Origin of the sequence: [Scytonema hofmanni] UTEX 2349, assembly GCF_000582685.1 — a bacterium.
GTDB classification, from domain to species: domain Bacteria; phylum Cyanobacteriota; class Cyanobacteriia; order Cyanobacteriales; family Nostocaceae; genus Hassallia; species Hassallia hofmanni.
Genome location: NZ_KK073765.1, coordinates 1 through 14586, shown reverse-complemented (window position 1 = coordinate 14586; position 14586 = coordinate 1). Strand labels below are relative to the sequence as shown.

Annotated in this window: 16 protein-coding genes and 4 pseudogenes; 8 read left to right on the top strand and 12 right to left on the bottom strand. The window is 41.0% G+C overall.

All coding sequences use genetic code 11. The features are described 5' to 3' along the window. Positions 1-41 precede the first annotated feature (41 nt). On the bottom strand, positions 42-410 hold the full coding sequence (locus TOL9009_RS42895) for a pyridoxal-phosphate dependent enzyme (protein ID WP_242055755.1): 369 nt from the start codon (positions 408-410) through the stop codon (positions 42-44). A gap of 142 nt (positions 411-552) precedes the next feature. On the opposite strand from TOL9009_RS42895, the gene rppA reads away from it, so the two are divergent. Together rppA and rppB are read left to right on the top strand one after the other, a co-directional pair. Further along, positions 553-1257 carry a two-component system response regulator RppA gene (gene rppA, locus TOL9009_RS0102815; protein WP_242055746.1) on the top strand — a complete coding sequence of 235 codons (705 nt, stop codon included), beginning with the start codon at positions 553-555 and terminating at the stop codon, positions 1255-1257. Further along, complete coding sequence (gene rppB, locus TOL9009_RS0102810; protein ID WP_029631015.1) at positions 1244-2677, top strand: two-component system sensor histidine kinase RppB; 1434 nt, start codon at positions 1244-1246, stop codon at positions 2675-2677. Before rppA ends, rppB begins: the two co-directional genes overlap by 14 nt. Positions 2678-2720: 43 nt before the next feature. Here rppB and TOL9009_RS46800 read toward each other — a convergent pair whose 3' ends face one another. Continuing rightward, entirely contained in the window at positions 2721-2864 is a 144-nt protein-coding gene (locus tag TOL9009_RS46800; protein WP_186227461.1) for a hypothetical protein, read from the bottom strand. Between the two features lie 170 nt (positions 2865-3034). Here TOL9009_RS46800 and TOL9009_RS37745 point away from each other — a divergent pair, with 170 nt between their 5' ends. Beyond that, entirely contained in the window at positions 3035-3415 is a 381-nt protein-coding gene (locus TOL9009_RS37745) for a hypothetical protein (protein WP_242055748.1), read from the top strand. Positions 3416-3525: 110 nt separating this feature from the next. Here the strand turns inward: TOL9009_RS37745 and TOL9009_RS42890 are convergent, their stop codons facing one another. The 5 genes and pseudogenes from TOL9009_RS42890 to TOL9009_RS37730 all read right to left on the bottom strand — a co-directional run bounded on the left by TOL9009_RS42890 (position 3526) and on the right by TOL9009_RS37730 (position 7021). Continuing rightward, positions 3526-3672: a hypothetical protein gene (locus TOL9009_RS42890; protein ID WP_039744825.1), complete on the bottom strand. Its 147-nt coding sequence runs from the start codon at positions 3670-3672 to the stop codon at positions 3526-3528. A 442-nt stretch (positions 3673-4114) separates the two neighbouring features. After that, complete coding sequence (locus tag TOL9009_RS37740; protein WP_063628670.1) at positions 4115-5002, bottom strand: group II intron reverse transcriptase; 888 nt, start codon at positions 5000-5002, stop codon at positions 4115-4117. Beyond that, positions 4999-5871: pseudogene (locus TOL9009_RS48750) on the bottom strand (transposase); the annotation flags it as partial. The pseudogene TOL9009_RS48750 and the gene TOL9009_RS37740, both read right to left, overlap by 4 nt. Positions 5872-5895: 24 nt before the next feature. Continuing rightward, on the bottom strand, positions 5896-6366 hold the full coding sequence (locus tag TOL9009_RS48745; protein ID WP_242055751.1) for a hypothetical protein: 471 nt from the start codon (positions 6364-6366) through the stop codon (positions 5896-5898). 46 nt (positions 6367-6412) lie between these two features. Then, positions 6413-7021, bottom strand: coding sequence for a reverse transcriptase/maturase family protein (locus TOL9009_RS37730; RefSeq protein ID WP_260675821.1), 609 nt, complete (start codon positions 7019-7021; stop codon positions 6413-6415). A gap of 17 nt (positions 7022-7038) precedes the next feature. On the opposite strand from TOL9009_RS37730, the gene TOL9009_RS0102775 reads away from it, so the two are divergent. From TOL9009_RS0102775 to TOL9009_RS48735, 3 genes are read left to right on the top strand one after another with little or no spacing between them, the layout of a single operon-like run. Beyond that, positions 7039-7488 carry a DUF5372 family protein gene (locus tag TOL9009_RS0102775; protein ID WP_029631013.1) on the top strand — a complete coding sequence of 150 codons (450 nt, stop codon included), beginning with the start codon at positions 7039-7041 and terminating at the stop codon, positions 7486-7488. 5 nt (positions 7489-7493) lie between these two features. Further along, entirely contained in the window at positions 7494-8606 is a 1113-nt protein-coding gene (locus TOL9009_RS48740) for a recombinase family protein (protein WP_242055753.1), read from the top strand. 1 nt (position 8607) lies between these two features. Beyond that, a complete protein-coding gene (locus tag TOL9009_RS48735; protein WP_242055754.1) occupies positions 8608-9573 on the top strand; it encodes a recombinase in 966 nt (321 codons plus the stop codon). A gap of 96 nt (positions 9574-9669) precedes the next feature. On the opposite strand, the gene TOL9009_RS0102765 is transcribed toward TOL9009_RS48735, so the two are convergent. The 4 genes from TOL9009_RS0102765 to TOL9009_RS0102750 form a co-directional block, all read right to left on the bottom strand. After that, positions 9670-10230, bottom strand: coding sequence for a hypothetical protein (locus tag TOL9009_RS0102765; protein WP_029631012.1), 561 nt, complete (start codon positions 10228-10230; stop codon positions 9670-9672). Positions 10231-10337: 107 nt separating this feature from the next. Then, positions 10338-10565 (bottom strand): hypothetical protein, encoded by a 228-nt coding sequence (locus tag TOL9009_RS0102760; RefSeq protein ID WP_029631010.1) that lies wholly within the window; start codon positions 10563-10565, stop codon positions 10338-10340. 375 nt (positions 10566-10940) lie between these two features. Continuing rightward, positions 10941-11327: a reverse transcriptase N-terminal domain-containing protein gene (locus TOL9009_RS37720; protein ID WP_072022079.1), complete on the bottom strand. Its 387-nt coding sequence runs from the start codon at positions 11325-11327 to the stop codon at positions 10941-10943. Positions 11328-12139: 812 nt separating this feature from the next. Continuing rightward, positions 12140-12847: a class I SAM-dependent methyltransferase gene (locus TOL9009_RS0102750; RefSeq protein WP_029631007.1), complete on the bottom strand. Its 708-nt coding sequence runs from the start codon at positions 12845-12847 to the stop codon at positions 12140-12142. A 292-nt stretch (positions 12848-13139) separates the two neighbouring features. On the opposite strand from TOL9009_RS0102750, the pseudogene TOL9009_RS42885 reads away from it, so the two are divergent. Continuing rightward, positions 13140-13398 (top strand): annotated as a pseudogene (locus TOL9009_RS42885) (Tn3 family transposase); the annotation flags it as partial. Between the two features lie 178 nt (positions 13399-13576). After that, positions 13577-13963 (top strand): annotated as a pseudogene (locus tag TOL9009_RS42880) (heavy metal-responsive transcriptional regulator); the annotation flags it as partial. Between the two features lie 114 nt (positions 13964-14077). On the opposite strand, the pseudogene TOL9009_RS37710 reads toward TOL9009_RS42880, so the two are convergent. After that, positions 14078-14586 (bottom strand): annotated as a pseudogene (locus tag TOL9009_RS37710) (transposase); the annotation flags it as partial.

Here is a 14586-nt window from a genome sequence, read left to right as displayed (position 1 = left end):
AGGGATTGCAAGTATAAAAATTGACTAAGACATAACTTTATTCACGAAGAGTGTGATTCAAAGTTAGATGAGGAAAGGGTTTTACAGTTTTCTATGATCAATGTTGCGGCTGTGCCGCAACGAGACTTTTGTGCCAGTTGCGTAAGTCCTGGCTTTTTAAGAGCGGCAACTACAGAACCTGACGAACCACCTGCAAAAATTCCCTCGTGAGTTACCAAGTCGCGACAACCTTGCATCGATTCCCAGTCATCGACATAAGTAACCTCATCAATCTCAGCCCTGTTTAATAATTCTGGAACGCGACTGGAGCCAATACCAGGTAACTCACGCTTACTTGGAGGTGCGCCAAAAATTACCGACCCAACAGCATCAACGGCAATTACTCGGAGATTGGGAAATTTTTCACGCAGACGGCGAGCAACATTTAAAAACTTAAAATTTCATCTTGATTTCATCAAGTTCTGTCAATCTATATTTTAGGGGTTAATTCCGTTACCAGTTATGCTTATCTCACAAATTACACAACAGCCACTACTAAAGGAGCAATCATGTATGAGGGTGCTTCTAGTCGAAGATGAGCCGGATTTAGGAGCTGCTATCAAGCGTACTCTCCATCAGCATAAGTATTTAGTAGATTGGGTAATGGATGGTACAGAAGCATGGGCATATTTAGAAAATAGCTCGGCACAGTATACGGTAACTGTTCTCGATTGGATGCTTCCAGGAATTACTGGCTTAGAATTGTGCAAAAGAATACGTTTGAAAGGAAATTCTCTTCCTGTGTTGATACTAACGGCTAGAGATAGTATGGAAGATAAGATTGCTGGTTTGGATGCAGGTGCTGACGACTACTTGGTAAAACCGTTTGGGATGGGAGAATTACTGGCAAGGTTACGGGCTTTGCAGCGCCGTTCTCCACAGTTCCAACCCCAGCAACTCGCTGTTGGTAATCTTAGTCTAAATTATAGTAGCAGCGCAGTTGTCAGTCAAAATGCAGCTGGTGAAAAACAGGTAATTTCTCTAACTAATAAAGAATTTCAACTGCTGGAATATTTTATGAACCATCCCAACCAAATCGTTAATACCGAACAGATTCGCAATCAGGTATGGGAAGTGAATGCAGAAGCAGGTAGTAATGTGGTGGCAGCACAAATACGCTTGCTGCGTCGCAAGCTAACCAATAGTGGTTGCATTAACCCCATTGAAACTCTGCACGGTTTGGGATATCGGCTTAATTCTACTGATGAATCAAAATAAACTTTTTCGGCTAACTCGCGTTCGTTTAGCTCTGTACTATGCCCTTGTCATGGGTTTAATTTTAAGCCTATGTGCCTTCGGCTTCTACAAAGCAGTGTTTCATGCTCATGTGGTAGCTTTAGACAGTGAAATTGAGTTGGTAGCGGGAACACTCCACGATAGTCTCGAACTAAAACTACAGCAACCTGGGCGTTTGGAACCAATTGCACATCTGCTATTTCCAAACATAGATAATTGTGGCATTGAGGCTAGTTGTATTCAACAACCAGTGGATTCTAAACGTCATTTTCTCGGTATTGCTACTAAAAATAGCTACTACGTGCGTTTTTTTGATACTTCTGGAAAATTGATTGCTACTGCTGGTTCTTATCCAAAGGGATTCCCTATTGTTTTTAATCAAAAAACTTGGCAATTTATTAAAGATGGTAAAAGCAAAGATTACCATCAAATTTCTGTGGTTTTGCATACCCAAAATCATCAAGATTGGGGTTATATGCAAGTTGGACGAAGTTTGTCAGAGTTTAATGGTTATCTCGATAGTGTGAAATTAATTTTAGTATTGGGTTTGCCTCTAGCAATGGGAATGATTGCTGCTGCTAGCTGGTGGTTATCAGGATTAGCGATGAAATCAATTTACCAATCCTACAGACAAATTCAACAGTTTACAGCCGATGCCGCACACGAATTACGAACACCTTTAGCTGCTACAGGTGCAACAGTTGAATCAGCGCTTTTAATACCGCAATTAGAGGAGGAGGAAACACGAGATATTTTGCAAACTATACACCGTCAAAATCAGCGACTTACGACTTTAGTCATTGATTTGCTAATGTTGGCGCGTTTAGATAAACAACCTATTAAACAACGGGAAGAATGTTGCCTGAATGATATTATCAGCGATTTAATCGAAGAATTTGCAGCAATGGCAACTGCCGCAGGAATAACGCTGACATCTGTAATCCGGGTGCATCAACCATTAAATACTATTGGCAATACCGACCAGCTTTATCGTTTAGTTTCTAATTTAATTGTTAATGCAATTCTATATACACCTTCATGTGGAGAGGTCACAGTATTCTTAAATAGAACTGACTATTATGCTGTAATTAAAGTTAAGGATACAGGGATTGGAATCCCGCAAAATGAACTTCCTCGCATTTTTGATCGGTTTTACCGCGTTTCGAGCGATCGCTCTCGCAGCACCGGCGGTTCTGGTTTGGGTTTAGCCATCGTCCAGGCTATAGTTGGGGCACATAAAGGGAAGTTGAATGTGGAAAGCGAATTGGGTAAGGGCAGCACTTTTACAGTTCAATTACCTTTGAATGGGACTCACATGAAAAGCGATGCCTCAGGTAAGCTGCTACGCGAACGTATCTACTCCTTAAAAGTCTTACATCGCGCCCTACGTATTTTTAAGTAATAGCTTCGTATTCCGAATTACAGTCAACTGTGTTTGTTTCTGGTCAACGGTTATGCAGCTGCTGTAAAAATTTCAGCAACTTTGGGTCACTATCATCTACTAAGTCACCCCCACTTTTTGCTCCTAAGGTAGATATTAAATCGTTTAATATTTCTCTAATTCCAGAAATTGCATAAAATGTAAACATATGTTCATGCATCTACAGTGACTATGCTTGCAATCATGTTTTCTGACTCAATCCCAAAAAGAAAATTTATAAAAAGTTTTCAAAAAGAGCGATCACTCAACAAGAGCAGAATATAAGCAAAGAATGAAAACATCTTGGTTGTGCGACCAATTATCGAAGAAATATCAACTATGACTCAAACTATACAAGCTAGGGAAATTACTCTACTGGAACTGGAAACCAATTTCGGAATCCAAATGATTGAGGATGCTTTCTTTTTCCGCGAGTGGCAAGATAATTTACCACCAATTACAGATGTGGAAAAACAGCGGCTTGACAGAGTTAAGGCAAGTTACTCAAATTTGCTTAAATACCCGGATTTACTTGAAAACACGGTCAAAATGGTGGTTTTATCACCACTGTTAGATTTAGCTGACTTTTATCTATCTCCATTTCATATCAAATCCGAAAAATCCGTACAAATTTCTGCCGATGACGAGGGAGTGGTGGAATATTTTTTCCTAGTCCACTTATCAAACTCGATAGTTTGTGGAAAGGCTTGCTATCGGTAAGTACATTTACTAAGAAAACATCTTAAAGCAAAAGGTACTAACTCAGTTTTGAGTTAGTACCTTTCTCTTACTTAAAATCTGTAAAGGAACTTACATAAATTAAGGACAAGCTATTTGTCACAATTTATCTGGGGACAGTCAGGAGTAGGAGTAGTACAAGGGGTTGCTGCCAAGACTGCTAAACCAGTAACTGTGGTAAGAGCGAGTGCTGCAACTGCTGCTAGAGAGAGTCTTTTAATCTGATTAGTTATTACCATGAATTCAACCTGTACGAAACTGTTTATAGCATAAACTCTCTAGTCTACTGGAGAGTCAAGAGAAAAGATTACAATTTCTAAAAATTTTTGTGGAGTTTTGGGATTGTCATGTCGTCTTATTTATATTTCTCCACATTTTAGAGATTAAAACAATTAGCTACAAACGGGGTCAAATAAGCAATCGTACAGATAGTTACGCTAAGGCTGTAACCCTTGCTAGGCAAGCATTCTGTCAATCGATATTTTTATCAATTCTCAATGTACCAATTAACCTATAGATTATTTGGTACAACAATTTAATATGGTTCATCTTGGGTTTGAAGCTTATAAATATTAAACTCAACGAATCTGTCACCAGACCCGTTGGTCTTCAGAACCGTGCATGAAACTTTCACTTCACACGGCTCCTCGATAAATTGGCTCTTGTTATGAGTACCTCTAACTACCATACTGATAACTCCTCGTCTTCGGCGGGGGTGACTTCCCCAAGCCTTGAGGCTCTGATATCGTTGGCAGTTTTACTATCATGGCAATGACGGTGTAATGCTTGGAGGTTTCCGTATCTATCCTTTCCGCCAAGGGACTTAGGAATGATATGGTCAATCTCGATTAAATCGTCTTCCCTAAAGTACAATTCGCAGTGAGCGCATTTTCCCTTTTGCTCTTTTAGGAGTTTTGCAACTCTTGTTGGAACTAGTGGATGCTCCCCTCTTCTAGAACTCCAGTATTTCAGGTTTCCATCGAATGGTGATGCTGTTCCCTTAACTTTTATGTGCCTAACAATTTTCTTGCTGGCATGGTCTAATAAGGTTTCAGCTACTTTTCCATCTTTGGTTACTGAGAATACCCAATTATTCCCGCCTACAGTATGCCAGTATTTGCTGGATACCCATGAATCAGATTTACCTGGGTGGCGGCGATTCGCCCATCTGGAAAGCTTTTGATATACTAGATGGTCAAGCGTAGAAAATGTTTCTTTGCTTACAACTGTCGAATAGTAATTCACCCATCCCCTAATGATGGGGTTGAGTTTTGCTATTAGTGCAGCTTGAGGGGCTGATTTGTGAGCGTCGATAATTTCTGCTATAGCGTCGTAGTGTTTCTTTATTGCTTTCTTGCTGGGCTTGATGAGTGTTTTAAATCCTAGTAATTTCTTCTTGGTAGACTTACCTGAATGGTGGTCATCTACTTCATACTGTCTGACGTTGAATCCTAGAAAGTCGAACCCTGCATCTTTGCAGTTTTCAAATTTCTCATCTTCAGACCATTGGGGATTAAATAGTGTGTGGACTATTTTTGTCTTACTAGGACTTAGCTCTAGCCCTGTCAAGGTGACTTTTTTGCAGTCTTCAAAAGTTTGGCAGTTGAGACATGTGGATGTTGAGGGTCATACTTTGGAGGGTCTTTCTTCTTTTTTGGAGCACGGGTGTGTTTGAGAAAAGACTTCAAATGAACCCGTGAAGCCAAATCTTGGAGGTATTTAGCAAACTCAGAGAGTTCAAAATTGGCAAATACACTCCAATGCTGAGGAGCGATCGCAATCATCATTCCTCGATAAGTGCCTTGTACTTCGTCAACCATATAGTAATCAGACAGTCCAGCATCAATTTTCCCCACACCATGAATGCTTGCTAAAACCCCGCGAATGGTTGCTAAAATGTTATGGGCGACTAATGCAAGACAAAATGAGAACAAGGCAGCTTTTGGATAGCCCAAAGTTTGAATTTGGCATTCGTAATTTTCCGTCACAGTTTGAAACAGATTTTCAACACTGCGTCGTTCCCGGTATAATTGTGCAATAACTGCTGCGGTTACACTTTCCCTTGGAAGCATCGTAAAAATGGCAATTTCATTCTCACCATTACGATCTGGGTTTTTTAGCTTCAAAACAACTCGCCTCATCAGCAGCAATTTTCCAGCATCGCTCAGACTAACAGTTTGCTCAAATAAATCCCCTGTCTCAACACTACCAACTCCTTGCAATGAATTGATTGCTTCCCAGGGCATTGATTTGTGTTCCCGAATCACGAAGTTTGCTCCACTTCGATATAAGCCAGACAAAAATCCAACAGTACACATGTTACGGTCTGCAATCCATAATTCGCCTTCTTTTACAGTTTTTAGAACCTCGGAAAACATTGAACGTTCTTGAGCATGACCATCTTCACAAGCAAATACATTGATTGCTAATCTTAATTCTGGGTCAAGAACTACTAATGACTTTCAAGGGTTAGCTCCTGCGGCAATTGTTCGTAATACTTCGAGACGATGGTCAGTTTTTTCAAGGCAGTTTCCATCAAGGATTCTGATTTTGTATCCACTTAATATTTGTGGTGATTTACCACCAACAAACTCGATTAGACTTGCCAACGGCACGGCTGTTTCCCTTACAATTGACGAACTAACGTTTGTTTCAACTCCATTTAATTTATCGTAAACAGCCGTGCGGCTAACATTTATTTCTTCGGCTTTTGCACGGTAGGCAGCGCTAACTGATGGGTGAATCCCGCATACCACTAAACTCATTAGTTCTACGAGGCTAGAAAAAAGTAGTTCTCGCGTGTACTGGGATGAAGCGTTTTCTTCAAAGATACGGTCAATTGTTTCTGGCGCGAATACTCTTTCCATCAACCCTCGAACCATTACACTAATTGGACTCTGTTTTTCAAAACGCTCAAATATTGCACCCAGCATTGCCCATATCCTCCGCTACTTTTTAGTTTGCGATCGCATGGCATTATTATCTGATAATTTGCCACCTTGACAGGGCTAGACTTAGCTCTAGTCCCATTTGTGCTAACCAGTTTCTGACTAACTCTCTCATCTCATTGATTTGAGTTTCATTGTTGGCAAGGATTACGAAATCGTCGGCATATCTTATTAAGGATATAGATGATTGATTTCCTCTTTTATTACCTTTCAATTTCCTGGTGTAATCTATTACTAGTTGTTCTAACCTATGTAGGGCTATATTTGCTAGTAAGGGTGAGATTACACCGCCTTGGGGTGAGCCTTCGTTAGTCTCGAAGAATTGACCATCATCCATTACACCCGATTTTAACCATGCTTTGATTAGTCTCCGCATTGTTGGGAATGTATTGATTTTCTTGAGCAATTCTTCATGGTTGATTTTATCGAAGCATTTAGATATGTCAGCATCTAAAACCCATTTGGACTTTTGATTGATGGCTATAAATATTGCTCCGATTGCATCGTGGGCGCTTCTTCCTGGTCGGAAACCGTAGCTATTTGGCTCAAAGAAAGCTTCCCATTCTGGTTCAAGAGCCAGTTTGGCAAGTGCTTGAGTCGCTCTGTCGTGCATAGTAGGAACGATATAATAAGACTGCACATAATTTCAAGTCTCTTTTGGGAAGTAGTGTTACCATCACCAATCCCATTCACCCACTGTATGGTCAGTCAGTTGTAGTACGGCAAATTCGCAAAGTTGGTCAAGAGACTAAAGTAACCGTAGAAAGTCCATTGGGAGGATTTTTGTCTCTACCAGCAAGGGAAACTGACCTATGGACACAACAAGCTCAATCGACCCAAAGAGTCGGGAAGTTTTTACCTGAGAAACTACTGCAATTGAGTGAATGGGTAGCAGGGCGATCGCAATTTATAACGTTAGAAATTTCTTGTGTTCCTGAAAATAAAGGAGTTGAACACAGGAAAAACAATAATGATACAAAAGCATCTACTACCAACCACTCAACCAGCCAACAAAGAAAGGCTAAGTCGTCTAATAAAACTAACAGCAAGGTTAGTAGACAAAATACTCGTAAGCAAAAGTCTCGACGAGTCGATAATAAGGAGTAAACCAGATGAATAGTAAAGTTAGGACGACCCATCTGGAACGCCATGCTGTTGTATATTTAAGACAATCGACACCCACTCAGGTCGAATTCCACCGTGAAAGTACAGAAAGACAATACGCCCTAGCTGACCGTGCATTAACCTTGGGTTGGGACAAGAGTCAAATCGAAGTATTGGATAGTGACCTTGGTAAAAGTGGGCAAACCACGACAGGACGTGAGGATTTTCATCGACTAATGGCTGCTGTTGGTTTAGGAGAGGTGGGGGCTGTTTTGGCTCTCGAAGCCTCAAGATTTTCTCGTTCCCAAGCGGATTGGCACAAGCTTTTAGATATCTGTGCCCTTACAGATACCTTGGTAATTGACCACGATGGAATTTATGATCCAAATGATTTTAACGACCGAGTAATACTGGGGTTTAAAGGAACTTGGAGTCACACAGAACTACACGGTATGCGTTTACGCTTACAAGGAGCCAAACTGAACAAGGCGAAAAAAGGAGAACTGCGATGCTCTCCACCTACTGGCTATGTCTACGACCCAGAAGGAAAATTGGTGCTAGACCCAGATGAGGGTGTAGTTGCCGCAATACAGTTAGCCTTTCAACAGTTCCGCGAACTTAGAACGGCGTTTAAGGTGATGCGCTACTTTTGTGTGAACCAAATTCCTTTCCCAAGAAGACGTTGGCGACCTGGGGATATTGGTACACTTCATTGGGGACCAGCCAACCTTAGCCGTATAACTGCCCTACTGCATAACCCGACTTACACAGGAACATACGTGTATGGTAGACGACGCAGTTTTAATGTCATTGAGGGTGGGCAAATAAAGAAAGTAAAAATTCAGCAACTACCCCAAGAAGAATGGAAAGTGATAATCCACAACGCTCACGAGGCTTATATTAGTTGGTCTGAATATTTGTCTAATTGTGAGCGACTCAGACAGAATAGCCCCGTTTCTTTATCAGATGGATGTCCCAGCACACCTAGAGAGGGCTTTGCTCTTCTTCAAGGTTTAGTAATTTGCGGTAAATGCGGTCGTCGGATGAGTCCTCGCTACCACGGTACTGGTGGTTGTAGAGCGGAGGCGCGAATGTACCCAAGCTCGAAAACAAGATGGTAGCATGGGTGTTTGTTGGACTGTAGCTGGAGCAGCAATTGATACAGCAGTCGCAGAGCAAGTACTTGAAGCTTTCACCTCTGAACAACTCGACATTTCCCTTGCTGTGCTGTCAGAGTTGGAAAATCAGGCTTTTGAGATAGATAAAACATGGCAACTAAGGCTCGAAAGGGCACGTTACGAAGCTGACAGAGCAGGGCGTCAATATGATGCCACCGAGCCAGAAAATCGTTTAGTCGCCCGTACACTAGAAAGGCGTTGGAATAAAAAACTACAACTTTTAGCAGAATTAGAAGAGGCATACCAAAAAGCCCACCAAGTACAACGACTGGAATTAACGGCAGCGCAACGGCAACAAATTTTACAGTTAGCTAACGATATTCCCACACTTTGGCACGCCAGTACTACTACGAACCTTGAGCGTAAAGAGATACTGGGGTTGTTAGTCAAACAAGTTGCTATTACCCCAATTGATGCTCCAGAACGTTCCACTCGTGTGCAAATACTGTGGCATACAGGAGCTACAAGCTGCTTTGTTGTGACACGCCCAACAAATGCAGAAAAATTCCGAACACCCAACCAAGTCATTCAACTCATTGAAGAATTAGCTGTGGGCCGAACTGATAGCGAAATTGCTCATGAACTGAATAGCCGAGGTTTGGTGGGTGGTAAAGGGCGGGCTTTTACGAACAAAGGTGTTGCCTGGATTCGTTGGAAGTTTGGGATTGAAAAGCCTTTAAGCGACCCAATTGTTGCAAAATCGGGGGTTAGCCCGGAAGGTTATTATTCCACCAGCGCCCTGGCTGAAAAATTGGGTGTCGGAATTCATACCATCTACTACTGGCGAGACAAAGGAATTATTCAGGCTTTCCAAGAAACTCCTAGAAGTCCTTGGTGGTATATAGTCACCGACGTAGTTCTAGACACGTTACGTGAGAAAATCCGCCGCGTGCCAGTTAAATCTGAATAATTCCCGTGATCATGGTGAACTAAAAACAATCTATAAAGACTACCGTGAAACCCTTTGAGTACAAACTTACTCCAAGGGTTTTATTTTTTCACTCCGCTATGAGGAGATAAATTTTTGACCATCAAAATACCAGGCGATACCATCTGGGTCATGCCCCAAAGTCCATTGTCCAAAATTTCGAGCGTTTTTCTTGTGACGAAGCGTGCTGGGAGAAACATTCAACCTTCTTGCTAAAGCGGCACCTGTAAGTTGAAGTGGTGCAGTCAAAGAATCTTTACTTTCATCCGAATTCGATGAGCTAAAAAGTAAGTCATCAGGTGATTCACTATTAATTGATGTCATACCATGATTGTTTGCCTCGACCAATGGTAGCGCGTCAAGTGACTCACTATATAGCTCACTTGTGAAATTATCATCATGACAAAGTTGACTATCTGGCTCTGGTGGCTCAGTCTGAGATTCTGGTAGCTCACTTGTAATATCTTCTTTACTTTCTTCGGGTTGAATATCGAGTTGTACAGCGCTTGGTAACTCACCCAGTAGCTCATTTGGCGACTTGGCTGAAGATTCTTTTGCTTCACAAGTGCTTTCCTGTTTCCGCACCACGAAATTATTTTCTGATACTAGTGACTCACCAGAGTGAATACCGACAGTCACCTCAGATTGCTTTTTCTCTGTCTTAGTTTGAGCCTGTGTATCTGGTGGCTCACTGCAACTCGGTTGTAAATCTGATTGTAAACCCTCATAAGCCTGCTTAAGAAATGCTACATCCTCAAGCAGGCTAATAACTTTACCTCTAAATCATCAAGACGCTGAGTCGTAGCTGGTGTATCACTATCGGCTTCAGGTGTGCTACTAAAAAAGTAATTTTCAAGGATTGTGATAATTACAGCAGAATCTGATTTCAATCGTCGCTCGCGTTTAAATTCAACTAAACGGTCATAAATTCGTTGTGGTAGGTAGGCTGCTACACGCGGATTGTCCGTTGCCATAAATGCATCCTGTTTAATTCCTCTTTTAGCTTAACCTAACTTGAATTACTAGTATTCTACTAGTAAGCTACCTACGGTGGAGGGTTCTTCCTTAGACTGTATGTGGACAGGCTACTATAAAGGAAAAATCAACCTTCATAGTAGTTCTTCTGGTAGCTTACTTTTCAACTTTTCTGTTGTCATCAACTCACAAAAAAGAGAACAATACTTTTCGCTATTTAGATTTTATGCTACTAGTCGCTCACTGGTGGCATACTTATAGCAACAGCATAACCTATGCAGTTCTTTTTACGATCGCTCTTTTAGTTTTAACTAAAAAAGCTCTAACATTAGGAAATGCTAGGGAAAATAAAATATCCCAAAACTTCATTGAATCTAGGTGCAATATGAACACACCGTCGGAATACCTAGAGGGCGCTTGTCACCGTTGGACTTGGGAATCCATACTCGGCGTGTTGCACTAACTTTATTGTTAATGTTCAAGCTCAGTACCAAATTTTGCCGAGCCTTGGGAGTTAGGGATTTGATTCCGTCTACTCCGGCGGTTTTCTTACCCTGATTATCCTGGGTTATTTTGCGGACAGATAAGGCTTTTCCTGACCAAGACCTCATCAAGGTTTTTTGGAGTCTGCGGACTGAAGAAGTATCACCACGTAGAGAGGCTTGAAATATTCTTTTCTGAAGCTTATAAACAGCTACTTCCAGCTTTCGCCAGTTTATTCTGTTCCATTCCACCGTCTGATTGTTCAGCGTATTAGACATTTGTACTTCCTAGTTAGATTATTTCTTCCAAATCATCGTGAGTACGTCAGCCTATCTTGACCATTACAGCCAAGCGTTCGCTTCTTACTCAATCTCGCCAATCAGAGCATCCGGTTAGCACCTGCTCAGGTATTCGACCACCTGAGAGCTTTTGATTGGTTACTTCGTTCCGATTAATAATACTGATACCTTTAGAGCGACACTATTCACCGGGTTTAGCGGGGGTGCTTTGCTGGTCGTTCTGAAACTCGCCAGCCCCTTATCCTTTTGCCTTTTGGCGCAGCGGTTTCAGCCTGATTGCGCTACATCGAAGTTACGATGATTCAAACGTGTCTTTCTTTCGTACTCATGGATATCTTGCTCGGCGGATAACCGGGTTTAGGCTCCCAGCCATTGCGCCTTTCATTCCCGCTTTACGGATTGATGGCTAGTCGCTACCGTAGGGAAAGGGCTTTCACCTCAGCACTTGAGGGGTAGGATTTACACCTACATTACTAATCAGTTATCTAGGCTTGAACCTAGCAGCTAATCCCCTATAACCCTTATGGGTGCTAGTTTCTAGCTAACGAATCACACTTCAGAAACTTCAATTGGTACACTTTTATTCCTGGCGATCGCAGATTGAAAGTGGCTCATCAAGTCCTTAACGTAAGTTTCTGCATGGATGCTCATTTCACCCCGTGAGCAAGAGTCAGAAGAACCACTTGATTGAATCCCGAAATTATTCGCGAGTTTGCATCGCGAATAATCTGGATTATTTTATTTTTGCCAAATTGGGATGCTCCCTTCTGGCAAAACGTTATATCATATTTTTACTTTATTTTTTGTTTAAGTCCCGTTAGTTGAAATGTGATGCCATAGTGATATGGGGGCAATTCTACATATTGCACTGGAATAAGTCGTTCATTTGCTGCCTGCATAGTTGACAATAATTGTTGCGGCGCAATGCGCAATTCTGTTTTCGGCCCTCTTGGTTTTCCCTTCCAGATAGTTTGTTCACGAGAAATGGGTTGCCAATTTACTACTGAAATATACCCTTTTATTTTGAGCAGATGAATAATTTGTTTGACAAATTTCACAGGTTTTGGCAAGCCATGAAAGGTGCTGTGAATGATGATGTAGTCAAATTTATTAGCGATTAAGTTCGGAATACTTAAAAAATCTTGGTACAAAAAAATACAATTACTTAATTCTAAAGCAAACTGTTTCTTTTGTGCTTGGAGGAGGATGGGTAAATCAATATCGATACCAACAACTAATGAGGGGTTAACCAATTGTGCTGCTGGAATTGTAAAGTGACCATATCCACAACCAAAATCCAGTACAGACATACCGCTTTGCAATCCCATATCTTTCAAAGTTTTTTCAGGCTGCGGCCATAAATCCTCCCACCAGTCAGTATCTGGCATGGAAGTAGCTGGTAAACGTTCAACTAATTTTTCACTTAATTGATTGGGGCACAATTTCTGTTTTTCTGTCACAAAATTAAAGAGTGAATAGCCTTCTTCTGTAGTACCCATGATTTTAGGTGGTGATATGGAAGTATTGGACTTTGGACAAAAAGAAACCACGTGTTCTTTTCGCCCACGGGATCTAATGAAAATCTCTTTCTAATTGAAATTGACAGCAAAAAATAAAAAATTCGTCCAGCACAAAGGATGCCGAGTTTTATCTTTCATGAGGATAATAACTTAATTTTGCAGCACAGGATCTAAATTTCAACCAAATTAATTTTATGAAAGCGAAATTTAATAATTTTTAAAATACTAAATAACTATCAATTTACGCAAGATTAGTTGCGTTCTTAAAACCCAATCACTGAAACTTTCGGCTTTGGGGTTGGTCGTTAATGCTTTAGTGTTATGGAATACATATTATATGGATGCTGCACTTACCTCTATCAGTTTGGAGCAAAGCGTAAATCAAGAAGATATAGCGCGGCTCTCGCCTTTGGGGCATTCCCACGTCAATATGTTGGGGCGTTATCAGTTCTCTCTACCTCTTGCAGTTATGCTTTCTAGAAATGCGTCCATTACGCGATCCAAATGACCCAAATGAGCAGGAGGATTAAAACGCTTATTTAGCAAGTGTTTCAGCCTTAGCGTAAGTTTCTGTACGATTGCTCATTTCACCCCCAAACCCTTAACCTTATACATAGGTATATGGTTTATGTAATTATTAGTAAAGTAAAAGGTTGCCTTACGACGATGCTACAGATTGGCGAGTTATTCTGAAAGGTTGGTGTTAATCCTCAAACCATCTATTTCTATGAACGCATTGGTTTAACCCCCAAGCCAATACGGACTGACGCAGGATATCGTTTATTTGATGAGGAAGACGTAAAACGCCTGTTTTTTATCACTCACGCCAAGGCTTTAGGGTTAAATCTAGACAAAATTAAGGAGATTTTGTCCCTTCAGGAAGGTCAATCGCTTCCCTGCCAGGAGGTTTATCACCGATTGTTCCGCAAGATTGAGCAAATTAAAGAGACAATCTCCCAGTTGCAAGCTTTCAAAGGCAAACTGGTCAATCGGCTTCATTGTTGTGAAGATAACCTTAGCCGCTACGGTTCAACTACTCCCTATATTGTATTTAAAGAAAACCAGCATGAAACCAAAGAAAGCTCTGTGGGCTAGCATTTCAGGCACGGTACTGATAGCGATATGTTGCCTCACGCCTGTTTTGATCAGGACTTACGCAACTGGCACAAAATGCGGGCGGGGCTTCGCCCCACCACGCGGTAATTTAAATCAGACCAAACACATATAAACGTCTGGACGTTTTAGCTGCTGAATTAGATAATTAGAAAGTAAGTTGTGCTTGATTTTATAAATAGTTTGACCTGTTTGATAAGCTAAATTCTTCAATCTTAACCAAACCAACATAGCACAAGCAATATGATTTCGCTGAAGACGAGCTTTACGACATTGACATGATTCAATGCCAGTTAGTTGTTTTATTTCTCTGTGAAACTCCTCTATTTTCCAACGGATTTTACACACCTTTTGTACAACATCCGTAGAACTTTGAGACAAATCATTAGTTGCGACATAATCCGTTCTATCGGTAGAGACAGTAACCCGGAATAGTTTCACTTTTTTCTCGGAGGGGAATGCTTTAATTTTTATGATTTTACCACATTCTAATTCCTCATTACTCCATTGTAATAATTCAATATTTTATATTTTCTTTACCAAAAGTATCATCAACTAAACGATTAGTCTTTAAAGGACAATAATAAATTTTATCTAGGCTATCG